Annotated in this window: 23 protein-coding genes; 13 read left to right on the plus strand and 10 right to left on the minus strand. The window is 64.7% G+C overall.

Going from position 1 to position 20,636, the window contains the following annotated elements:
* Positions 1 to 4 precede the first annotated feature (4 nt).
* From M3P36_RS08835 to rpsD, 9 genes are all read left to right on the plus strand, one after another.
* Positions 5 to 562: a DUF2059 domain-containing protein gene (locus M3P36_RS08835; protein ID WP_249702890.1), complete on the plus strand. Its 558-nt coding sequence runs from the start codon at positions 5 to 7 to the stop codon at positions 560 to 562.
* A 90-nt stretch (positions 563 to 652) separates the two neighbouring features.
* Complete coding sequence (locus M3P36_RS08840) at positions 653 to 1,543, plus strand: DUF8021 domain-containing protein (protein WP_249702891.1); 891 nt, start codon at positions 653 to 655, stop codon at positions 1,541 to 1,543.
* An 86-nt stretch (positions 1,544 to 1,629) separates the two neighbouring features.
* Positions 1,630 to 2,106, plus strand: coding sequence for a ribose 5-phosphate isomerase B (gene rpiB, locus M3P36_RS08845; RefSeq protein WP_249702892.1), 477 nt, complete (start codon positions 1,630 to 1,632; stop codon positions 2,104 to 2,106).
* Positions 2,106 to 3,419, plus strand: a complete 1,314-nt coding sequence (gene glyA / locus M3P36_RS08850; RefSeq protein WP_249702893.1) for a serine hydroxymethyltransferase — start codon at positions 2,106 to 2,108, stop codon at positions 3,417 to 3,419. Before rpiB ends, glyA begins: the two co-directional genes overlap by 1 nt.
* Before the next feature lie 5 nt (positions 3,420 to 3,424).
* Positions 3,425 to 3,658 (plus strand): hypothetical protein, encoded by a 234-nt coding sequence (locus M3P36_RS08855; protein ID WP_249702894.1) that lies wholly within the window; start codon positions 3,425 to 3,427, stop codon positions 3,656 to 3,658.
* Between the two features lies 1 nt (position 3,659).
* A complete protein-coding gene (gene nrdR, locus M3P36_RS08860) occupies positions 3,660 to 4,121 on the plus strand; it encodes a transcriptional regulator NrdR (protein WP_249702895.1) in 462 nt (153 codons plus the stop codon).
* Positions 4,105 to 4,827, plus strand: a complete 723-nt coding sequence (locus M3P36_RS08865; protein ID WP_249702896.1) for an RNA methyltransferase — start codon at positions 4,105 to 4,107, stop codon at positions 4,825 to 4,827. Before nrdR ends, M3P36_RS08865 begins: the two co-directional genes overlap by 17 nt.
* Before the next feature lie 56 nt (positions 4,828 to 4,883).
* Entirely contained in the window at positions 4,884 to 5,225 is a 342-nt protein-coding gene (locus tag M3P36_RS08870) for a hypothetical protein (protein WP_249702897.1), read from the plus strand.
* Positions 5,226 to 5,424: 199 nt separating this feature from the next.
* On the plus strand, positions 5,425 to 6,039 hold the full coding sequence (gene rpsD, locus M3P36_RS08875) for a 30S ribosomal protein S4 (RefSeq protein ID WP_249702898.1): 615 nt from the start codon (positions 5,425 to 5,427) through the stop codon (positions 6,037 to 6,039).
* Positions 6,040 to 6,467: 428 nt separating this feature from the next.
* Here rpsD and tgt read toward each other — a convergent pair whose 3' ends face one another.
* From tgt to M3P36_RS08920, 9 genes are all read right to left on the minus strand, one after another.
* A complete protein-coding gene (gene tgt / locus M3P36_RS08880) occupies positions 6,468 to 7,598 on the minus strand; it encodes a tRNA guanosine(34) transglycosylase Tgt (RefSeq protein ID WP_249702899.1) in 1,131 nt (376 codons plus the stop codon).
* A gap of 4 nt (positions 7,599 to 7,602) precedes the next feature.
* Positions 7,603 to 8,547: a DUF481 domain-containing protein gene (locus M3P36_RS08885; protein WP_249702900.1), complete on the minus strand. Its 945-nt coding sequence runs from the start codon at positions 8,545 to 8,547 to the stop codon at positions 7,603 to 7,605.
* Between the two features lie 19 nt (positions 8,548 to 8,566).
* Entirely contained in the window at positions 8,567 to 9,334 is a 768-nt protein-coding gene (locus M3P36_RS08890) for an ABC transporter permease (protein WP_249702901.1), read from the minus strand.
* Positions 9,331 to 10,290 (minus strand): ABC transporter ATP-binding protein, encoded by a 960-nt coding sequence (locus M3P36_RS08895; protein ID WP_249702902.1) that lies wholly within the window; start codon positions 10,288 to 10,290, stop codon positions 9,331 to 9,333. Before M3P36_RS08895 ends, M3P36_RS08890 begins: the two co-directional genes overlap by 4 nt.
* A 42-nt stretch (positions 10,291 to 10,332) precedes the next feature.
* On the minus strand, positions 10,333 to 11,373 hold the full coding sequence (queA, locus tag M3P36_RS08900) for a tRNA preQ1(34) S-adenosylmethionine ribosyltransferase-isomerase QueA (RefSeq protein WP_249702903.1): 1,041 nt from the start codon (positions 11,371 to 11,373) through the stop codon (positions 10,333 to 10,335).
* A gap of 135 nt (positions 11,374 to 11,508) precedes the next feature.
* The gene (locus M3P36_RS08905; RefSeq protein ID WP_249702904.1) at positions 11,509 to 12,249 is read right to left on the minus strand and encodes a peptidylprolyl isomerase; all 741 of its coding nucleotides are present in this window, start codon (positions 12,247 to 12,249) and stop codon (positions 11,509 to 11,511) included.
* 103 nt (positions 12,250 to 12,352) lie between these two features.
* A complete protein-coding gene (gene coaD / locus M3P36_RS08910) occupies positions 12,353 to 12,868 on the minus strand; it encodes a pantetheine-phosphate adenylyltransferase (RefSeq protein WP_249702905.1) in 516 nt (171 codons plus the stop codon).
* A gap of 10 nt (positions 12,869 to 12,878) precedes the next feature.
* On the minus strand, positions 12,879 to 13,784 hold the full coding sequence (locus M3P36_RS08915) for a polyprenyl synthetase family protein (protein ID WP_249702906.1): 906 nt from the start codon (positions 13,782 to 13,784) through the stop codon (positions 12,879 to 12,881).
* A 4-nt stretch (positions 13,785 to 13,788) separates the two neighbouring features.
* Entirely contained in the window at positions 13,789 to 14,037 is a 249-nt protein-coding gene (locus M3P36_RS08920; protein ID WP_249702907.1) for an exodeoxyribonuclease VII small subunit, read from the minus strand.
* Between the two features lie 125 nt (positions 14,038 to 14,162).
* Here M3P36_RS08920 and purL point away from each other — a divergent pair, with 125 nt between their 5' ends.
* Positions 14,163 to 16,412, plus strand: a complete 2,250-nt coding sequence (purL, locus tag M3P36_RS08925) for a phosphoribosylformylglycinamidine synthase subunit PurL (protein ID WP_249702908.1) — start codon at positions 14,163 to 14,165, stop codon at positions 16,410 to 16,412.
* 73 nt (positions 16,413 to 16,485) lie between these two features.
* On the opposite strand, the gene serB is transcribed toward purL, so the two are convergent.
* Positions 16,486 to 17,367: a phosphoserine phosphatase SerB gene (gene serB / locus M3P36_RS08930; protein WP_249702909.1), complete on the minus strand. Its 882-nt coding sequence runs from the start codon at positions 17,365 to 17,367 to the stop codon at positions 16,486 to 16,488.
* Here serB and miaA point away from each other — a divergent pair.
* From miaA to ilvN, 3 genes are all read left to right on the plus strand, one after another.
* Entirely contained in the window at positions 17,360 to 18,298 is a 939-nt protein-coding gene (gene miaA, locus M3P36_RS08935) for a tRNA (adenosine(37)-N6)-dimethylallyltransferase MiaA (protein WP_249702910.1), read from the plus strand. The two genes, serB and miaA, sit on opposite strands and share 8 nt — an antisense overlap.
* A 78-nt stretch (positions 18,299 to 18,376) precedes the next feature.
* A complete protein-coding gene (gene ilvB, locus M3P36_RS08940) occupies positions 18,377 to 20,119 on the plus strand; it encodes a biosynthetic-type acetolactate synthase large subunit (protein WP_249702911.1) in 1,743 nt (580 codons plus the stop codon).
* A complete protein-coding gene (gene ilvN, locus M3P36_RS08945) occupies positions 20,119 to 20,634 on the plus strand; it encodes an acetolactate synthase small subunit (RefSeq protein ID WP_249702912.1) in 516 nt (171 codons plus the stop codon). The genes ilvB and ilvN overlap by 1 nt, the downstream gene beginning before the upstream one ends.
* Positions 20,635 to 20,636: the final 2 nt, after the last annotated feature.

Below are 20,636 nucleotides of genomic sequence, written 5' to 3' on the forward strand. Positions count from 1 at the left end.
TTCGATGTTGAGACTGGGCCTCGCCCTGGCGTCATGCCAGATTGTGACGACCGCCTTCGCACCGGCAATGGCCCAGGATGCCGCCCAACCTCTAGAGCAAAAGCTTGTCCTGGCGAGGCAGATCGTCGAATACGGCTTCCCGCCAGAAACGCGCATGGACGTGTTCGGCGCGGTGATGCATCAGGTTGTTGCCCAGTTGAACGCGGCCACGCCCGACCTTGCCGATGATCCGGAAATCTTCGGAATCATCAACCGCTTCCAGAACGAAGCCCTGAGCCTGGGCATGGCCACTTTGACGGGGCACATGGATGGCATGATGGAGGGAATGGCTGTCGGCTATGCAGAGAGCTTCTCGCTGCCCGAGTTGCAGGCGCTCCATGCCTATGTCTCAACGCCCGAAGGGCACGGCTTCATGGCAAAAACTGCCGCGGTCAACTCGCACCCGGCGATGGTTGCCGCCTCCCAGGGGTTCATCAATGAATACCTTGGCCAGGTTCCGGCATTGCAGGAAGAACTGCGCGCCGAACTGACCGAAGTGCTGGAGCGCCGCGCAGCAGAGTAGCAGACCTATCAAGCTGCTTCGCGGTCGGGCCTTCCTTTTGTGCTTCCGACAGCTAGGATAGCGGCAATTGTTCCTGGGGAGGAGATTGCCATGCCGCGCATCCGCGAAATTTTCGCAACCATTGCCATGCTCGCAACGCTGTCCATGGCCACGCCAGCCACGGCGCAGCACTGCGACCGCGCCTGTCTTGGCAACCTCGTGACGACCTATGTCGATGCCGTGCTGGCCCGCGATCATTCCACCCTGCCCGTCACGCCCGATGTGCGGGTGACTGAGAACTCCCGCGTGATTGCTCTGGCTGAAGGGCTGTTCGCTCGGAACACCAGGCGCGGCACCTTCCGCCACGACTACCTCGACACCACACGCCAGGTCGCTGCTGCCCATGTTGAGCTTAGCGAGGATGACAAGCCGGTCCTGCTTTCGGTTGCGCTGCATGTCGAAGGCGGACGGATTGCCGGAATCGAAAGCGTGGTGGAAACCGTGGAGCCTGGCGACCTCTTCCAGCCCCGCGTGCTCGGCACGCCGGTCCGCGGGCTGGACGATCAGATACCTGCCGGCCAGCGGATGACCCGCGAGGCCATGCTTGCGCAGGCCCTGACCTATGTCGAAGGGCTGCGGGTGGGGAGTTTCATAGATTCCGCAACACAGTTCGCGCCGGAAACCTATCGCGTGGAAAATGGCGTCATAACTGCAGGCGAAGGCTGCGCTTTTGCGGCCTGCGGTATGTATGAAGGCGGGATCATGCTCCACCCGTCGATCATCCCCAGCGTCGTCGCGATCGACGAGGAAAACGGCACCGTCCTTCTGTGGATGAATTTCGGCGATACCGGCTCCTATGGTCCGGGCGAAGCACTGGTTACGTTCGAAGCATTCAAGGTGTGGGGCGGCCAGATCCACGCGATCAACGCGTTCTTCACGTTCCTACCCGCACGGATGCAGCGCTTCTGGCCATCGGAAGAACCGCTGCCCCGCCGGTTCTGACCGGATCGCCTTGGACAGCCCCACTTGTGGGGAAGAAAGTCCTTTTGCTGTGGCATAGCGCGCCGGCAATCACTATGTGGCGACGCATGAAGATTGCAATTGCCTCGGATCATGCCGCCTTCGACCTGAAAGCCCAACTGGCGCAGGACCTGCGCGACTGGGGGCATGAAGTGATCGACCTCGGCCCGACGAGTGCCGACCGGGTGGATTATCCGGACTTCGGCTACAAGCTGGCCGAAGCCATCGCCGCTGGCGAAGTCGAGCGTGGCGTGGCGCTGTGCGGTTCCGGCATTGGCATCTCCATCGCGGTCAACCGCCACCCTGCCGCCCGCTGCGCACTGGTCAATGATCCGTATTCCGCTGCCCTGGCGCGAGAGCATAATGACGCCAACGTGATCGCCATGGGCGCGCGCCTGGTCGGACCGGACCTGGCGCGCACCTGCCTCCAGACCTTCCTCGTCGCCGAGTTCGCTGGCGGCCGCCACGAACAGCGCGTCGAAAAGCTGACCCATCCCCGGTTCCCCCACCCCCCGCCCCCTCACACCACGCAGGAAAGTGCCTGATGTCTTCTGTCGCCAGCCCCGCCTCGTCCGACGCACTGACCCGCTTCTGGCAGGATGACCTTGAACAGGCCGATCCCGCCGTCGCCGCCATCATCGGTCGCGAACTGGGTCGCCAGCGTGACCGGATCGAACTCATCGCCAGCGAGAACGTGGCCAGCCCCGCCGTGTTGCAGGCCACCGGCAGCGTGTTCACCAACAAGTATGCCGAAGGCTATCCGGGCAAGCGCTATTACGGCGGTTGCGACTATGCCGACGAAGTGGAACTGCTGGCTATCGAGCGCGCCAAGCAGTTGTTTGGCTGCCAATACGCCAACGTCCAGCCCAACAGCGGCAGCCAGATGAACCAGGCGGTGTTTCTCGCCCTGCTCAACCCCGGCGACACCTTCATGGGCCTCGACCTGGCTTCTGGCGGCCACCTGACCCACGGATCGCCCGTCAACATGAGCGGCAAGTGGTTCAACGCCGTACCCTATGGCGTGCGGCGCGAAGACAGCTTGATCGACATGGACCAGGTCCGTGCCCTCGCCCGTGAGCACAAGCCCAAGTTGATCATTTCCGGCGCCACGGCCTATCCCCGCCAGTGGGATTTCGCCGCCTTCCGCGAAATTGCCGACGAAGTGGGCGCCTACCTGCTGGCCGACATGTCGCACTTCTCCGGCCTGGTGGCGGGTGGCGCGCATCCCAATCCGTTCCCCCATGCCCACATCGTGACCAGCACCACCCACAAGAGCCTGCGCGGCCCGCGTTCGGGCATCATCCTGTGGAATGACGATGCGCTGTCGAAGCCAATCAACATGGCAGTGTTCCCCGGCATGCAGGGCGGCCCGCTGATGCACGTGATCGCCGGCAAGGCCGTGGCATTCGGCGAGGCGCTGCGCCCCGAATTCCGCACCTATGCCGCCTCAATCGTGGAAAACGCCAAGGCGCTTGCCGCCAGCCTGGCCGAAAGCGGCGTAAACATCGTGTCGGGCGGAACGGACAACCACCTGATGCTGGCCGACCTCACGCCCAAGGACGTGACCGGGAAGGCTGCCGAAAAGGGCCTCGACCGCGCCTTCCTCACCTGTAACAAGAACGGCATCCCGTTCGACACCCGGTCGCCGTTCGTCACCTCCGGCATCCGCCTCGGCACCCCGGCAGGCACGACGCGCGGCTTTGGCCCGGCTGAATTCCGCAGGATCGGGCAGCTGATTGCCGAAGTGGTTGACGGTATGAGCCGCAATGGCGAGGACGGCGACGCCCAGCTTGAGGAACGTGTCCGCCGCCAGGTGGCGGAACTGTGCGAGGCTTTCCCCGTCTATCCCGGGAGGTAATTGCGATGCCCGATCCTGATAAGCCCAATGAAAAACCCATCGACAGCCGGATCCTCGTGGATGCGGTCGCCGAGGTGAAGGAAATGGGCCGTGACGGCATGGCCCATCCTTCCACCAGGCCGGTGCTGACCGGTGCCGCCGTGGGCGCAGTGGCGGGCTGGATCCTGCCGGTCATACCGCTCGGCCTCGGCTTGGTCGCGGGTGCAGGCTATATGCTCTACAAACGGATACGCCCCTAAATTGCGTTGCCCGTTCTGCGCCCATGACGACAGCCAGGTAAAGGATTCGCGTCCGACCGAGGACAACACCGCGATCCGCCGCCGCCGACAGTGCGAAAGCTGCGGCGGGCGCTTCACTACGTTCGAACGGGTGCAATTGCGCGATGTCACCGTGGTGAAAAGCGGCGGGAAACGCGAGCCTTTCGACCGCGCCAAGATTGAGCAGGCCATCGGCCTTGCATGTCGCAAGCGTGGGATCGAGCAGGAGCGGATCGACCAGCTCGTCTCGGGCATCCAGCGCCAGGTGGAAACCGCCGGTGAAGGCGAAGTGCCAAGCTCGCGCATTGGCGAGATGGTGATGGACGGCCTGAGGCAGATTGACAGCGTGGCCTATATCCGCTTCGCCTCGGTCTATCGCGATTTCAGCGAGGCGCGCGATTTCGAGGAATTCGCCAGCCAGGTGCGCGATGCCGCCAGCGAATAATCCGCCGGTATTCGTCCTGGTGCGCCCGCAACTGGGCGAGAATATCGGCAAGGCGGCGCGCGCCATGCTCAATTTCGGCCTGTGCGAAATGCGCCTCGTCGCCCCGCGCGATGGCTGGCCCAATCCCTCGGCCGGCCCCGCCGCTGCGGGTGCCGACATGGTGCTGGAGAACGCGCAGGTGTTTGCCAGTACCGCCGAAGCCGTAGCCGATTGCGCCCACGTCTATGCCACCACGGTGCGCAAGCGCGGGGTCACCAAGCCGGTGGTGATGCCCGACCAGGCAGTGCGCGAAGTCCACGCCCAGCAGGGCCGCAGCGCCATCCTGTTCGGGCCCGAGCGTTCGGGCCTCGAAACCGACGACGTGGCCCTGGCCCGCAAGATCGTGACCGTGCCGATCAACCCTGCATTCCCCTCGCTCAACCTGGCCCAGGCCGTGATCCTGATGGCCTATGAGTGGTCGAAGGGTATCGATCTGGCCATGCCGCCCGAGGAGGAGCTCCTGCCCCCAGCACCGCAGGAGGAGCTGGAGGGCCTAATTGCCCACTTCAATCGATTGCTTGAACCTCGCGGCTACTATCGCGTGACCGATCGCGCCGAAGCCACCCATCGCAACCTTCGCACCGTTCTCACCAAGCCGGGATGGAACCATCTGGAGATCCGCACGCTGCGAGGTGTCCTCACCTGCCTCGAGAAGTTCAGGCATTAGGCGAAGACTTGGCACCAAATTGTGCTTTCATGGGTCATCTGTTGGGAGAGAACCAAATGAAGCGCATTATCACCATCGCATTTCTTGCTGCCTCAACCACGGGGACTGCCGCATATGCGCAGGAACGTGACAGTGGGCGCGGGCCAGTAGATCAGGCACCGGTTCAATCCACTGCGGACGAGGGCGAGAGCGAAGAGGAAGAGAGCTATCTGAACGAGGTTGTCTGTCGCTCCGAGCCTGTGACGGGTTCACGCACCCGGGTCAACCGCACCTGCCTCACACGCCGGGACTGGAGTCTCCTGAGCGAGGATACCCGGCGAGGAATTGACCACCTGGATCGCGACGCCAACCAGTCCGTTGCCGCAGGTGCCCAAAATTCGCCGGCAGGCGGTTTCTAAGCCGCTAACTCCTTGACTTTCTCATGGCGGCAACTAAACGCGCGCCTTCACTTCGTCGGTCCGCTCCTTCCGGGGCGTACCTTCGATTGGCCCCGCACCCCGGTGAAGCGGTGGCCGCATTGTCGCAGATCGGCGGCAGTGGTGCGTACCGGGTTGAAGCGCCACCACAGTGGATGGCGATGCAGATTGGAGAAAGACCATGACGAAGCGCACCAGCGCCAAGCACAAACTCGACCGCCGTATGGGCGAGAACATCTGGGGCCGTCCGAATTCCCCGGTGAACAAGCGCTCCTATGGCCCGGGCCAGCACGGCCAGCGCCGCAAGGGCAAGATGTCGGACTTCGGCCTGCAGCTTCGCGCCAAGCAGAAGCTGAAGGGCTACTACGGCGATGTGACGGAAAAGCAGTTCCGCCGCACCTATGACGAAGCCACCAAGATGAAGGGCGACTCGAGCCAGAACCTCATCGGCCTGCTCGAACGCCGCCTGGACATGGTCGTCTATCGCGCCAAGTTCGCTCCCACCGTGTTCGCCGCCCGCCAGGTCGTCAGCCACGGCCACATCCGCGTGAACGGCGTGAAGTGCAACATCGCCAGCCGCCGCATCAATGTGGGCGACGTGATCAGCCTGGGCGACAAGGCCAAGAACATGGCCCTGATCATCGAAGCGCAGAGCCTGCCGGAACGCGACATCCCCGACTATGTCTCGGTCGATGGCACCGACAAGGTGACCTTCACCCGCGTCCCCAAGTTGGACGAGGTGCCCTATCCGGTGACCATGGAACCCAACCTGGTGGTGGAATTCTACTCGCGCTAAGCGACATTCCCCTCCGGTTACGAACGGGGCGGTCCTGCGGGGCCGCCCTTTTCTTTTGTGCGAGGCAGGCCGCCGCAAAGGTGACACAAGTGACAGGGTGTCACCTTCTTTTCCGCCCCCAAAGCGCTGATATCGCCCCAGAATCACCCCCGCGGACAAAGTGACACCCCCCGGGAGACACAGGCCCCGCCCCTGCCCGCAAGGCGCGGGACGACGACGCGGGAGATGATCTGGCGGCATGGAAGCACGGGCTGGCCCTCGGCTATGGCTGTGTGCCGAGGGGTGGAGCACAGTGCGGGGGGTGTAGGAAAGGCCAAAGCCCCCGCCCCTTTAGGGGAGGGGGTTGGGGGTGGGGACTATCCGGCAGGCGCGGCTGAAGCGGCCAGCCCCCTCCCCTCGATCCCCTCCCCCAAAGGGGCGGGGAAGCACTAACCCAGGTAATCCCGCCGGAACTCAGCCGCAAACGCCGCAAAGGTCCCGCCTGCGATCGCCTCCCGCATGGCCTGCATCAGCTGCTGGTAGAAGGCCAGGTTGTGTTCGGTCAGCAGCATGGCGCCGAGGATCTCGCCGGCCTTGCCGAGGTGGTGGAGGTAGGCGCGGCTGTAGGTGGTGCAGGTGGGGCAGTGGCAGCGCGGGTCCAATGGTCCGGTGTCCTCGGCGTGTTTCGCGTTGCGCAGGTTGAGCGGGCCGTTCCAGGTGAAAGCCTGCTGGTTGCGGCCCGAGCGGGTGGGCAGCACGCAGTCGAACATGTCCACCCCGCGCTCCACCGCGCCCACCAGGTCATCGGGCTTGCCCACGCCCATCAGGTAGCGCGGGGCGTGGTCGGGCAGCATGGCGGGGGCGAAATCGAGGGTGGCGAACATCGCCTCCTGCCCCTCGCCCACGGCCAGCCCGCCGATGGCATAGCCGTCGAACCCGATCTCGGTCAGCTTCTGGGCGGATATCTGCCGCAAGTCCCGATCGAGCGCGCCCTGCTGGATGCCGAACAGGGCGCTGCGCTCGGCGTGGTCCCCGCCGCTGTCGAACCCGTCGCGACTGCGTTTGGCCCAGCGCATCGACATTTCCATGCTCGCGGCGATTTCCTCGCGCGGACGGTCGGCGCGGGGGCATTCGTCAAACGCCATGACGATGTCGGAGCCGAGCAGGCGCTGGATCTCCATCGACCGTTCGGGAGTGAGGTGGTGGCGGCTGCCGTCGATGTGGCTTTTGAAGGTGACGCCTTCCTCAGTCAGTTTCCTGAGGTCTGACAGGCTCATCACCTGGTAGCCGCCGCTATCGGTCAGGATCGGGCGGTGCCAGTTCATGAACTTGTGCAGGCCGCCAAGCCGCGCCACCCGTTCAGCGCCGGGGCGCAGCATCAGGTGGTAGGTGTTGCCCAGGATAATGTCCGCCCCCAGGGCGCGCACGCTTTCGGGCTTCATCGCCTTCACCGTGGCCGCCGTGCCCACCGGCATGAAGGCAGGCGTGCGGATCGTACCGCGGCGCATCCGGATCTCTCCCGTACGCGCAGCGCCGTCGCGCGCCTTGATGGAGAAGGCGAAGCGGGGCTTGGTGGTCATGTGGTCAGAAGCCGTAGATGAAGGTGAAGCGGGTGGCCGTATCGGTCGAGACGCTGCCGGCAGGCGGGTTGCTGTCATATTCCACGGTATAGGACAGCCGTGCGGTCAGCTTGTCGGTGATGCGCCCTTCCATGCCGGTGACGAGGTTGAGCGAAGTGGAGCTGCTGTCGATGATCGCCAGCGCCCGCCCGCCGCCTTCGGCCACGGCATTGGTGTCCTGCGTCAGCTTGATCCTGTCCGACAGGCGCCAGTCGAAATCGAGCCCGGCCAGCACGGCGATGGAATTCTCCGATAGGCCACTGACAAGGTTGGTCTGCCGCCATGCCGGACCCGCCTGCACTGCCAGGCTGAGGCCGTCAGTATCGAGCACCTTGTAGCCCAACCCGCCCGACACCGCATAGCGCGAGGAGAAGCCCTGGAAACGGTTCCTCTCCACCTGCCCCAGGGCATAGGCGAAGAAGGCCGGGTCGATCTGGAAGCGCGGCTCATAGGCGGCGGAGAACTGCTCGCGGTCCGTCCGGCCATTGGTGCGGCGGAAATCGACCGAGGCGCGCAGGTTGTGTTCCCAGTCGATCCCGCTGCGCTTGAGCTGCAATTGCGAGGTAACCCCGCTGGCCGAGCTGTTGCCGGAGGACTGGAACGCGCCGATCTGGCCCTGCCCGCTCCAGTTGTCGAACACGCCCGCCTCGCGCAGCGCAAGTTGCTCTGCTTCGGCGGCGGCAGCGGCGCGGGCGGCCTGGGCGGTGCGGAACTCGTCCGCCAGGGCATCGATTTCGGCGTGGTCGTCCGGGTTGGTCTGGCGAGCGATCTCGACCACGGTGTTGACCTTGGCCGGATCGCGGGTGGCAATCGCCGCTTCGATCATGGCCCGGACGGGTTCGGGAAGTTCGGCAGCAGCGGGGGCTGCAGCGAGCGCCAGCGGAGGCAGCAAGAGGCAGGCAAGTCTCATGCGCCCAATCGCTAGCGGCTCATTCGCGCAACTTCCACCCCGTGCGGAAAATGAACGCGATAATCGCAATGCACACCGCGACGAACGCCAGCGTCATGCCCAGCGCCACGCCAATCGGCACGTCGGCGGTGCCGGTAAAAGTCCACCTGAGGCCGTTGATGAGGTAGAAGATCGGGTTGAACTGCGCGACCGTGCGCCACGGCTCGCCCAGCATGTCGATCGAATAGAACGTGCCGCCAAGGAAGGTCAGAGGGGTGAGGATCAGCATGGGCACGATCTGCAACCGCTCGAACCCGTCAGCCCATATGCCGAGGATGAAGCCGAACAGGCTGAAGGCCGTCGTCACCAGCATGATATAGCCCAGCGCCAGCAGCGGGTGGGCGATGGAGTAATCGACGAACAGCAGCGCTGTCGCCAGGATGATCGCGGAAATGATCAGCGACTTGGCCACCGCCGCGCCGACAAAGCCGATAAGCGTCTCGGCCACGCCGACAGGAGCGCTCAGCAGCTCGTAGATCGCGCCGGTGAACTTGGGCATGTAGATGCCGAAGCTGGCGTTGCTGGTGCTTTCCGACAGCAGGGTAAGCATGAGGAGGCCCGGCACGATGAAGGCGCCATAGGACACCCCGCCGATTTCCTGGATGCGCCCGCCAATCGCCGCGCCGAACACAATGAAATAGAGCGATGTCGTCAGTACCGGCGACAGGATCGAGCCGAACACCGTGCGGAAGAAGCGCTGCAGTTCGTTCTTGAGGATGGCGAAGGCGCCGACAAGGTTCAAGCTCATGCCGCGGCCTCCGCCGGCTGGGTGAGGAGGCCGACGAAGATTTCCTCCAGCGTCGATTCGGCAGTTTCCAGGCCGGTGAAGGCGATCTGGTTGCGGGTCAGGTCCTGCGCCAGCTCTGCCACCTCGCGCTTGCCCTTGCCCGTCCCGTCGCCGCCGCGATAGACCAGCTTCATGCCGTCATCCTCCAGTGTCAGCGGATAGTACGCCAGGGCAGGCGGGATCGCGGTCATCGGTTCTGCCAGAATGAAATGGGCTTCAGTGCGGCCGAGGCGGGCCATGATCGAAGCCTTGTCATCGGTCAGCAGGATCTGACCCTTGTTGATCACGCCCACGCGGTCGGCCATTTCCTCGGCTTCCTCAATGTAGTGGGTGGTGAGGATGATGGTCACGCCGCGCGCGCGCAGGGCGCCGATCTGTTCCCACATGTCGCGTCGCAGTTCCACGTCAACGCCGGCGGTGGGTTCATCGAGGAACAATAGGTCGGGATCGTGGGCCAGCGCCTTGGCGATCATCACCCGGCGCTTCATGCCGCCCGACAGCTTGCGGATCGGCTCGTCGCGCTTGTCCCACAGGCTCAGCGCGCGCAGCACTTCCTCGATCCGCGCCTCGTCCGACGGCAGACCGAACAGCCCGCGTGAGTAACGCACCTGGCGGATCACCTTGTCGAACATGTCGAAACTTAATTCCTGCGGCACCAGCCCGATGCGGCGGCGGACCTGCCGCCAGTTCTGCTCGACATCCAGCCCGAAAGCCTCGATCGTCCCGCCGCTCGGCCGCACCAGCCCGCAGACCGCACCGATCAGCGTGGTCTTGCCCGCACCGTTGGGGCCGAGCAGGGCAAAGATCTCGCCCTTGCGGATTTGCAGGTCAACTCCGCCAAGCGCGACATTGCCGCCCTTGTAGGTCTTGGTGAGATTGCGGATATCCAGAATCGGATCGGAAATAGCTGTGACCATGGCGCGGGAGATTGGCCCGGCCGACCGGTTTTACAAGCGTACTTATTCTTCGGCAGGCAATAACAGCGAACTATCGCCGTAAGAATAGAAGCGGTATTCTTGCGCTACGGCATGAGCATAGGCCGCCTGCATCCGCTCCCGCCCCATCAGCGCGCTGACCAGCATGAACAGCGTCGATTTGGGCAGGTGGAAATTGGTCATCAGGCCATCCACGGCGCAAAAACGGTAGCCCGGCGTGATGAAGATGGCGGTGTCGCCCTCGAAGGGATGGATCGTGCCCGTCTCGTCCGCCGCGCTTTCCAGCAGGCGGAGCGCCGTGGTGCCCGCCGCGATGATCCGCCCGCCCGCTGCCCGCGCCGCGTTCAATGCCTCTGCCGTGGCGGCATCGATCCGGCCGAATTCGGCGTGCATGGCGTGGTCAGCGGTATCCTCGGCCTTGACCGGAAGGAAGGTGCCCGCCCCAACATGCAGCGTCAGCGTATGGCACTTTACGCCTGCCGCATCGAGCGCGGCCAGCAGGTCCGGCGTGAAATGGAGCGAGGCCGTGGGCGCGGCAACAGCGCCATCCTCGCGCGCAAACACGGTCTGGTAATCGGCCCGGTCGGCCTCGTCCAAGGCGCGCTTCTGGGCGATATAGGGCGGCAAGGGCATCCGCCCCGCCCGCTCAAGCAGAACTTCCACCGGCTCGTCGCCAGCAAAGACGAGCGTGAAGCTGCCATCTTCGTGGCGCTTTTCGGCAATGACGCTGACCCCGGCGGGGAAGGTCAATTCATCGCCCTCGCGCACCCGCTTGGCATTGCGGATGAAGGCCTGCCAGCGGCGCAGGTCGATCCGTTTGTGGAGGGTGGCGCCGATGCGCGCCTCACCCCGCGTGCCTTCGAGCTGGGCGGGAATCACGCGGGTGTCGTTGAACACCATGACATCGCCAGCCCGCAGCATCTGCGGCAGGTCACGCACGCCGCGATCTTCGAATGGCGCATCGCCTCCGCGCACCACCAGCATCCGCGCGGCATCGCGTGGGCGGACAGGGCGCAGGGCTATGCGTTCGGGCGGGAGGTCGAAATCGAACAGGTCAACGCGCATGGGGAGTGGCTAGACTTTCCAGCTCGATAAATCACGCCATGATCCGTTCGTGTCGAGCGAAGTCGAGACACTGGCGCGCGGCATCTCGACTACGCTCGATGCGAACGGAGCAGAGATCGACAGCCTTTTACGCCATCAATCGACGATCGGCGCGCTCAGCATGTCGGCGGTGATCGTCTGTGTCGGACGTTCGGGCTGCGGCATCAGCTGCGGCACATTGTCCGAAGCGATGCTGGCCTGGATGATGCGCGTGGGATTAGCCGGCGGCTCGCCGCGGACAATGGCATCCACCCCGTCCATGCCTGAAATGACCCGGCCGAAATTGGTGTAATTCCGGTCCAGCGCAAAGCGCGGATAGAACACGATGAAGAACTGGCTGTTGGCGCTGTCTTCCGCCTGAGCACGGGCCATCGATACAGTGCCGCGCACGTGGGGCAGCATGTTGAACTCGGCCGCGAGGTCGGGAAGCTGCGAGCCGCCCTGTCCGGTGCCGGTGGGATCGCCGGTCTGTGCCATGAAGCCATCGATCACGCGGTGGAAGATCACCCCGTTATAGAACCCCTGGCGGGTGAGCGTCTTGATCCGCTCGACATGGTTGGGCGCCCATTGCGGGACCAGGCGGACTGCCACGCGGGTGCCGTTCGACAGGTCGAGATACCAGATGTTGTCCGGATCCCGTGTGATGTCGAAATCGGCCGCCAGCGGGATGCGGGCATTGGCCTGGGCCACGGCCTCGGCATGGGCCTCTGCCTCCTGTGCGCGCTCCAGAGTGCCCGGCTGCTGGGCAGCCGCGGGCATGGCTAGCGCAAGGCCTGCGGCCATAAGGCACAACACGGCGAAAAAGCGCGTGAATTTCTGGACGATTGTCTGGATCATGGTCTGAATCGGATCGGTCCTGCAGATATACTGGAAAAGTCCCCTAGTGCCTCGGGGCTGACAGTTCAATGAACATGGAACCTGGCCCCACAGTAACGCCGGATCAGCGCCCGTCGCCCTTGCGGCCTAGCTGGTTCACCCGCGCCACGACCAGTTCGCGCACCTGCGGGCTGACGAAGCGGGCGATGTCACCGCCGTAGAAGGCGATTTCCTTAACCAGCTTTGAGGCGATCGGCTGGAGCGAGATATCGGCCATCAGGAAGACCGTCTCGATCCCGGCATTCAATTGCTGGTTCATTCCGGCCATCTGGTATTCGTATTCAAAGTCCGCCACGGCGCGCAGCCCGCGCAGGATCATGCTTGCGCCCTCGCGCTCGGCCACGTCCATCAGCAGGGCATCGAAGCCCTTGATCTCCACGTTGGTCAGCCCAAGCCTCGCCACTTCGCCCGCCACCATCGCCATGCGCTCGTCATGGCTGAACATGGGGTCCTTGCTGGGATTGGTGGTCACGCCGATGATCAGCCGGTCCACCAACTTGGCCCCGCGCCGCATGATATCGGCATGGCCCAGCGTGAAGGGGTCGAAGGTGCCGGGATAAAGGCCGATGCGGTCGGTCATCTTTGGACGCTCACCCTTCCCGCTCGACAATAAACCGCGCCAGCGCGCGCAGCAGGTCGGCTTCCTTGCCATGGCTGGCGAGGTGGCCCACGGCCTGTTCGGACAGGAACCGCGCCTGTTCCCGGGCCTTGTCGGCACCCATCAGCGATACGAAGGTCGCCTTGCCCTGTTCAGCATCCTTGCGCAGCGCCTTGCCGGCCTTGGCCTCGTCGCCTTCATGATCCAGCAGGTCGTCGGCGATCTGGAAGGCGAGGCCGATGTCGCGGGCGAAGGCGCGCAGGTGGGCGCGGGCTTCTTCGGGCACTTTGGCCAGGATCGCGCCCATTTCCACCGCTGCCATAAGCAGCGCACCGGTTTTCAACTGCTGCAGGCGGGTAACGGCGCGCAGGTCAAAGTCTTCCTCGCCCGCCATGATGTCCATCACCTGGCCGCCGGCCATGCCGTTGTGCCCGCTCGCCCGCGCCAGCGCGCCGCACAGCTCGCTGCGCACGAAGGGATCACTGCCGACTTCCGGGCTGGTGAGCAGGTCGAAGGCCAGCGCATGGAGGCAATCGCCCGCCAGCACGGCAATCGCCTCGCCGAACGCGAGATGCACCGTGGGCTTGCCGTGGCGCATCTGGTCATCGTCCATGCACGGCAGGTCGTCATGGATAAGCGAATAGGCGTGGATCGCCTCGATCGCGCAACCGGCCTGAACGGCAGCGCTGCGGGACGAGCCATACATTTCGGCCACGGTAATCACCAGGAACGGCCGCACCCGCTTGCCGCCGCCGATCGCGGCATAGCGCATGGCCTCGACCAGTTTGGCGCGCGAATCCTCGGGCACGGGCAGCATGGCATCGAAAGCGGCATCGACCTCGCGCTGCACGCGTTGCAGGCTGCGGCCAAGCAGGTCGTCGGCCAGGGCAAGTCCCACCGGCTTATTCCGCGTCAAACGGGACGGCGCCCGCAGGCTTGCCGTCCGGCCCGGCGACGATCTTCTCGATCCGCGCTTGCGCCGCATCGAGCCGCGCCTGGCAATGGCCCCGCAGCGCCTCGCCGCGCTCGTACAGCGCAATCGATTCGTCGAGCGGCACGTCGCCGCTTTCCAGCCTGCGCACCACATCCTCGAGCGCACGCAAGGCGTCCTCGAAACTCATTTCGCCGATTTTTGGCCCCGTCTCATTCATGGCGCACGGTTTGGCCGCGCCAGCGCGCTTGGTCAAGCATGGCCAAATTGCGTGGGGCAAAAGTGAAGGCTCCAGTCTGCTGGGGGGACTAGCGACTCCCGCGCGCCCTCGCTAAGGCGGCGGGCATGTCACAGATCACACCCGATGTCGTCGAGGCGCACGGCCTCAATTCCGAAGAATATGCCCGCGTGCTGCACGCGCTGGGGCGCGAGCCGAACCTGGTCGAGCTCGGCATCTTCTCGGTCATGTGGTCCGAACATTGCAGCTACAAGTCATCGCGGCTGCACCTGAAGAAGTTGCCCACAGAGGCCCCGTGGGTGATCTGCGGTCCGGGCGAGAACGCCGGCGTGATCGACATCGGCGAAGGGCCGAACGGCACGAAGCTCGCCTGCATCTTCAAGATGGAGAGCCACAACCACCCGTCCTACATCGAACCCTACCAGGGCGCGGCAACCGGCGTGGGCGGCATCCTGCGCGACGTGTTCACCATGGGCGCGCGGCCTGTCGCCAACCTTAATGCGCTGCGCTTCGGGCGGCCCGACCATCCCAAGATGAAGCATCTGGTGCAGGGTGTGGTTTCGGGCATCGGCGGCTATGGCAACTGCGTGGGCGTGCCGACCGTGGGCGGCGAGACCAATTTCCACAGCGCTTACGATGGTAATATCCTCGTCAACGCGATGACCGTGGGCGTGGCCGAGCAGGACAAGATCTTTTATTCCGCCGCCACGGGCCTCGGCAATCCGATCGTCTATGTCGGCTCCAAGACCGGGCGCGACGGGATCCATGGCGCGACCATGGCCAGCGCCGATTTCGGCGAGGATGCCGATGCCAAGCGCCCCACCGTGCAGGTGGGCGATCCGTTCACCGAAAAGCTGCTTATCGAAGCCTGCCTCGAACTGATGGCGACCGATGCCATCGTGGCGATCCAGGATATGGGCGCTGCGGGGTTAACCTCAAGTTCGGTTGAGATGGCGACAAACGGCAAGGCCGGCATCCGGCTGGACATGAACATGGTCCCCTGCCGCGAAGAGGGCATGACGCCATACGAAATGATGCTGAGCGAAAGCCAGGAGCGGATGCTCATGGTGCTGAAGCCCGGCAAGGAACCCATGGCCGAGGCGATCTTCAGGAAGTGGGAGCTCGATTTCGCAGTGATCGGCGAAGTGACCGACACCGGCCACATGGTGCTGGAGTTCAACGGCGAAGTGGTGTGCGACATTCCGCTCGGCCCGCTTGCTGCCGATGCGCCGCTCTATGACCGACCCTATCTCAGCCGTGAAGAATACAAGGCCTGGGCTGGCACGAAGCCGCTCGAGAATATCCCCGGCGGCGATGATATCGGCGCGGACCTGCTCAAGATGATGGCCTGCCCTGACCTCGCAAGCCGCAAGTGGATCTGGGAGCAGTACGACAGCCAGGTGGGCGCCGATACGCTGCAAACCGGCGGCGACGCGGCCGTCGTGCGCATCCACGACACCACCCGCGCGCTGGCGATGACCACCGATTCCACCCCGCGCTACGTCTATGCCGATCCGTACCTGGGCGGCATGCAGGCCATTGCCGAAGCCTATCGCAACCTCTGCGCCGTGGGTGCAACACCGCTGGCGGTGACCAACTGCCTCAACTTCGCCAACCCGCAACGGCCCGAGATCATGGCCCAGCTGGTCCATGCATTGGATGGCATGGGCGAGGCCTGCCGCGTGCTCGACTTCCCGATCGTGTCGGGCAATGTCAGTTTGTATAACGAGAGCAAGGCCACCGGCGGCGGCAGCGCAATCCTCCCCACCCCCGCCATCGGCGGCGTCGGCGTAATCGAGGATTACGCCAAGATGATGACCATGGGCATCAAGCAGGCGGGCGATGCGATCTACCTGATCGGCGCGGAACCGTGGGCCACCCCCAACCCGCACCGCAGCCTTGTCGGACGGTCGCTCTGGCTGCGCGAGATCCACGGGCGCGAGGAAGGCCGCTGCCCGCCAGTGGACCTGACGCTGGAGAAGTACAACGGCGAATTCATCCGCGAACTGATCGCGGCGGGTCTCGTCAACGCGGTGCACGATGTGTCCGACGGCGGCATGGCCGTGGCGCTGGCCGAAATGGCGCTGAAGGGCAGCATCGGCGCCGAGGTGGAGAACCACCCCGACTATGACCCCGCCCGCTGGTGGTTCGGCGAGGACCAAGGCCGCTATCTCATCACCGTGCCCGACGTGGCGGCCTTCCAGGCCCAATTGGCCAAGGGCACGCGGAACGAGGATACGGCGGCCAGCGGCGTGCGGCGGATTGGTACGACCGGGGGCACCCGCGTGTTCGGCGTGGAGCTGGATGCGTTGAAGGAAGCGAACCTGTCGTTCTTCAGGGAGTGGATGGAAGGGTGACTTTCTCCTCCCCATTTTTGCGAATGCACAAATGGGGAGGTGGCAGCGCGGCACGCGCTGGCGGAGGGGTTATCTACCGCACCCAATCCTTCTCCGGCACATCCAGCAACCTGAGCAGCGCGGTCAAATTCCCCCGGTCCACCCAGCCATTGGCCGCCGCGCGGGCCTTGGGCTTGGCGTAGTAGGCAATGCCATAGGTGGCCGCCTCGATCATCGGGATATCGTTGGCCCCGTCGCCCGCGCCCATGCTCACGGCTTCATCGCCCAGCAGGCCGAGTTCTTCGCGCAGGACGGCCAGCTTGGTGTCGCTACCGCAGACTTCGCCCACAAGACCGCCGGTCAGCTTGCCGCCAACGACCTCAAGCCGGTTGCCCGCCACCCGCTCGAACCCGATCTGGGCGGCGACTTCATCGGCGAAGTGGTGGAATCCGCCGGTCACCAGCACCGTCTTGCAGCCGCGGCTCTTCAGCGTTTCGACCAGCACTTTCGCGCCGGGATTGGGGCGGATGCGTTCATCGAGGCAGCGGCGGATCGCGCCTTCCTCCAGCCCGGCGAGCAGGCCGACGCGCTCGCGCAAGGCGCTTTCGAAATCGAGTTCGCCCTGCATGGCGCGTTCGGTGATCTCGGCGATCTGGTCCTTGATCCCCGCATAGTCGGCCAGTTCGTCGATACATTCCTGCCCGATCATGGTGGAATCCATGTCCGACACGAAGACATGCGGCACCTGGAATGGCGCACGGGCGAGGATCGCGTCGCTCGGGGCGAAATGGCTGTCGATCACGCGGCGCAAGGTGGCCATGTCATCACCCACGATCGACAGTTCGAGCACGTCGCTGCAGAAATCCAGCATCTCGGCCTGGGCTACGGCCAAGCCTACAGCACCAAGTTCGGCGCTGGCCGCTTCGAGCGCGGTTTCCAGTGTGGCAGGGTCTGCTATCAGGCGGGCAATGAGCAAGGGTAGAACTCCGCAAAACAAGGTGGCGCTCATCGCAGGGCCAACCGCCAGCGGCAAGAGCGATCTGGCCGTGCGGCTGGCGCTGGCGCTGGCCGATGTCGGGCGCGAGGCGGTGATTATCAACGCCGACAGCGCGCAGGTCTATGCCGATCTTGCCGTGCTGAGCGCCCGCCCGACCGAGGAAGAAATGCGCGGCATGCCGCATCGTCTGTTCGGCGCCTGGGACGGATCCACGGCCTGCTCGGCGGCGGACTGGGCCACGGCGGCCAAGGCGGAAATTGCCGCTGCGCACGAAACGGGCGCCGTGCCGATCCTCGTGGGCGGGACCGGGCTCTATATCCGCACGCTGCTCGATGGCATCGCGCCCGTGCCCGCCATCGACGAGGGCGTGCGGGCCGAGGTGCGCGCCCTGCCCCTCGATCAGGCCTATGCCGCGCTGCAAGCCGAAGACCCGGACCGCGCCGCCCTGCTCTCGCCTGCCGACAGCCAGCGGATCACTCGCGCGCTGGAAGTGGTGCGCTCCACCGGCAAGCCGCTCGGCCACTGGCACCAGCAACTGGAGGGCGGGATCGGCCACGCGGTCACCCTCGCCCCGCTGGTGCTCCTGCCGGAACGCGAGGCGCTCTATGCCCGCTGCGACGCGCGGTTTGCCGCCATGCTGGATCAGGGCGCGGTGGACGAAGTGGCCGCGCTGCTCGCCCGCAATCTCGACCCCGCCCTCCCTGTCATGCGCGCCATCGGGGTGGCCGAGATCGCCGCGATGCTGCGCCAGGAACTGTCAAGAGAGGAGTGTATCGCCAGCGGCAGCCAAGCCACACGCAACTATGCCAAGCGGCAATATACCTGGCTGCGGCACCAGCCCCCGGCAGATTGGCTCCGCATCGCGCCAGAAAATGTCTCAATCAACACTCACTTTGAAATATTCTTCTGATATTGTGGGTTGACAGGACATATCCTGTCTCATAGTGGGGCCGCCTTCCGAAGGAGTAAGCCAAGTGAGTGCGTGGAAATGAGTGGGGAACGCAGCGGCGCTGCCATATTGTGCGAGATGCTGGTCCGCCACGAAGTCGAATTCGTGTTCGGCTATCCGGGCGGAGCGGTCCTGCCGATCTATGACGAGCTGTTCTCGGACGATCGCGTGCGCCACATCCTTGTCCGGCACGAAGCCGGCGCCGCCCATGCGGCCGAAGGCTATGCCCGTTCGACCGGCAAGCCCGGCGTGGTGCTGGTCACCAGCGGCCCCGGCGCGACCAACGCGGTCACCGGCATTGCCGATGCCTTCCTCGATTCGATCCCCATGGTGGTCATCACCGGTCAGGTGGCGACCAACCTGATCGGCACCGATGCCTTCCAGGAAGCCGACACCATCGGCATCACCCGCCACTGCTGCAAGCACAACTACCTGGTGAAAGACCCGGCCGACCTTGCCGCGACCATCGACGAGGCGTTCGAGATCGCCACCACCGGCCGCCCCGGCCCGGTCGTGATCGACATTCCCAAGAACGTGCAGGTCGCCACGGCCGCGTTCAGCGCCGCGCCGGTGCAACGTCCGCGCCGCTACAACCCGCGCATGGTGGCAGCGCCCGAGGAAATCGCCGAAGCAATCGAGCTGATCGCCGGTGCCTCGCGCCCGATCTTCTATACCGGCGGCGGCGTCATCAACTCCGGCCCGCGCGCCAGCGAGCTGCTGCGCCAGTTCCAGGCGCTGGTGGGCGCGCCCGTCACCTCCACGCTGATGGGCCTTGGCGCATTCCCCGATGGCCATCACGACTGGCTGGGCATGCTGGGGATGCACGGCACGCTGGAAGCCAACATGGCGATGAACCGGTGCGACGTGATGGTGAACATCGGCGCACGTTTCGATGACCGGGTGACGGGCAGGCTCGATGCGTTCTCGCCGCATTCCACCAAGATCCACATCGATATCGACCGTTCCTCCATCAACAAGGTGATCCCGGTCGATCTGGGTATTGTCGGCGATTGCGCCACGGTGCTCGAACAGCTGATCGAGGCATGGGGCAAGCGCAAGGCGGCCGACCTTTCGGCCTGGAAGGCGCAGATCGGCGAGTGGCGCGGGCGTGACAGCCTGGCCTATCCCGCCAGCGACAGCGTGATCATGCCGCAGCACGCGGTCCAGCGGCTCCACGCGCTGACGCACCATCTCGATCCGATCATCACCACCGAAGTGGGCCAGCACCAGATGTGGGCGGCGCAGTATTTCGGCTTCACCGGTCCCAACCGCTGGCTGACCAGCGGCGGCCTTGGCACGATGGGCTATGGCATGCCCGCCGCCATCGGCGCGCAGCTCGGCAATCCCGGCAGGCTGGTGATCGACATTGCAGGCGAAGCCTCGATCCAGATGAACATCCAGGAGATGGGCACGGCCAGCCAGTTCCGCCTGCCGATCAAGGTGTTCATCCTCAATAACGAATACATGGGCATGGTCCGCCAGTGGCAGGAACTGACCTATGAGAGCCGCTATTCCAACTCCTACTCCGACAGCCTGCCCGATTTCGTCGCGCTGGCCGAAGCATACGGCTGGAAGGGCATCCGCATCACCTGCGAGGACGAGCTGGACGCGGGCATCAAGGCGATGATGGAGCACGATGGCCCGGTTATGGTCGATTGCCAGGTGTCGAAGGACGCCAACTGCTTCCCGATGATCCCCAGCGGCGCGGCGCATACCGAGATGCTGCTCTACGGCGACATGGTGGCCGGAACTCTGGATGATGAAGCGAAGGCGCTGGTGTGATGAAGATCAAGCAAACCGAGAGCGAGCGCCACGTGCTCAACATCACGGTCGATAACGAGGCCGGGATCCTGGCCAAGATCGCCGGGCTGTTCACCGCGCGCGGCTATAATATCGACAGCCTGACCGTCGCCGACATATCGGACAACCACAAGGTCAGCCGCATCACCATCGTCACGCACGGCCCGCCGCACGTGATCGACCAGATCGAGGCGCAGCTTGACCGGCTGGTGCCCGTCCACCGCGTGATCGACCTCACCCAGTCCGGCCCGCACGTCGAGCGCGAGCTGGCCCTGATCAAGGTGTCCGGCACCGGAGATTCCCGCGTCGAAGCCCTGCGCATCGCCGACGTGTTCCGCGCCAAGGTGGTCGATACCACGACCTCCAGCTTCATCTTCGAACTGACCGGCGTGCCCGAGAAGATCGACAGCTTTGTCGCCCTGATGCGCGAACTGGGGCTGGTCGAAGTGGGCCGCACCGGCGTGGTCGGGATGATGCGCGGGCCGCAGGGCGCGTAAAC

It is taken from the genome of Altererythrobacter sp. KTW20L (assembly GCF_023501975.1).
Lineage (GTDB): Bacteria > Pseudomonadota > Alphaproteobacteria > Sphingomonadales > Sphingomonadaceae > Alteraurantiacibacter.

What these genes read in the sequence shown, in the direction of transcription:
- M3P36_RS08835 (WP_249702890.1), top strand. Translation starts at nt 5, where the DNA reads ATGTTGAGACTGGGCCTCGCCCTGGCGTCATGCCAGATTGTGACGACC.
- M3P36_RS08840 (WP_249702891.1), top strand. Translation starts at nt 653, where the DNA reads ATGCCGCGCATCCGCGAAATTTTCGCAACCATTGCCATGCTCGCAACG.
- rpiB (WP_249702892.1), top strand. Translation starts at nt 1,630, where the DNA reads ATGAAGATTGCAATTGCCTCGGATCATGCCGCCTTCGACCTGAAAGCC.
- glyA (WP_249702893.1), top strand. Translation starts at nt 2,106, where the DNA reads ATGTCTTCTGTCGCCAGCCCCGCCTCGTCCGACGCACTGACCCGCTTC.
- M3P36_RS08855 (WP_249702894.1), top strand. Translation starts at nt 3,425, where the DNA reads ATGCCCGATCCTGATAAGCCCAATGAAAAACCCATCGACAGCCGGATC.
- M3P36_RS08865 (WP_249702896.1), top strand. Translation starts at nt 4,105, where the DNA reads ATGCCGCCAGCGAATAATCCGCCGGTATTCGTCCTGGTGCGCCCGCAA.
- M3P36_RS08870 (WP_249702897.1), top strand. Translation starts at nt 4,884, where the DNA reads ATGAAGCGCATTATCACCATCGCATTTCTTGCTGCCTCAACCACGGGG.
- rpsD (WP_249702898.1), top strand. Translation starts at nt 5,425, where the DNA reads ATGACGAAGCGCACCAGCGCCAAGCACAAACTCGACCGCCGTATGGGC.
- tgt (WP_249702899.1), bottom strand. Translation starts at nt 7,598, where the DNA reads ATGACCACCAAGCCCCGCTTCGCCTTCTCCATCAAGGCGCGCGACGGC.
- M3P36_RS08885 (WP_249702900.1), bottom strand. Translation starts at nt 8,547, where the DNA reads ATGAGACTTGCCTGCCTCTTGCTGCCTCCGCTGGCGCTCGCTGCAGCC.
- M3P36_RS08890 (WP_249702901.1), bottom strand. Translation starts at nt 9,334, where the DNA reads ATGAGCTTGAACCTTGTCGGCGCCTTCGCCATCCTCAAGAACGAACTG.
- M3P36_RS08895 (WP_249702902.1), bottom strand. Translation starts at nt 10,290, where the DNA reads ATGGTCACAGCTATTTCCGATCCGATTCTGGATATCCGCAATCTCACC.
- queA (WP_249702903.1), bottom strand. Translation starts at nt 11,373, where the DNA reads ATGCGCGTTGACCTGTTCGATTTCGACCTCCCGCCCGAACGCATAGCC.
- M3P36_RS08905 (WP_249702904.1), bottom strand. Translation starts at nt 12,249, where the DNA reads ATGATCCAGACAATCGTCCAGAAATTCACGCGCTTTTTCGCCGTGTTG.
- coaD (WP_249702905.1), bottom strand. Translation starts at nt 12,868, where the DNA reads ATGACCGACCGCATCGGCCTTTATCCCGGCACCTTCGACCCCTTCACG.
- M3P36_RS08920 (WP_249702907.1), bottom strand. Translation starts at nt 14,037, where the DNA reads ATGAATGAGACGGGGCCAAAAATCGGCGAAATGAGTTTCGAGGACGCC.
- purL (WP_249702908.1), top strand. Translation starts at nt 14,163, where the DNA reads ATGTCACAGATCACACCCGATGTCGTCGAGGCGCACGGCCTCAATTCC.
- miaA (WP_249702910.1), top strand. Translation starts at nt 17,360, where the DNA reads ATGAGCAAGGGTAGAACTCCGCAAAACAAGGTGGCGCTCATCGCAGGG.
- ilvB (WP_249702911.1), top strand. Translation starts at nt 18,377, where the DNA reads ATGAGTGGGGAACGCAGCGGCGCTGCCATATTGTGCGAGATGCTGGTC.
- ilvN (WP_249702912.1), top strand. Translation starts at nt 20,119, where the DNA reads ATGAAGATCAAGCAAACCGAGAGCGAGCGCCACGTGCTCAACATCACG.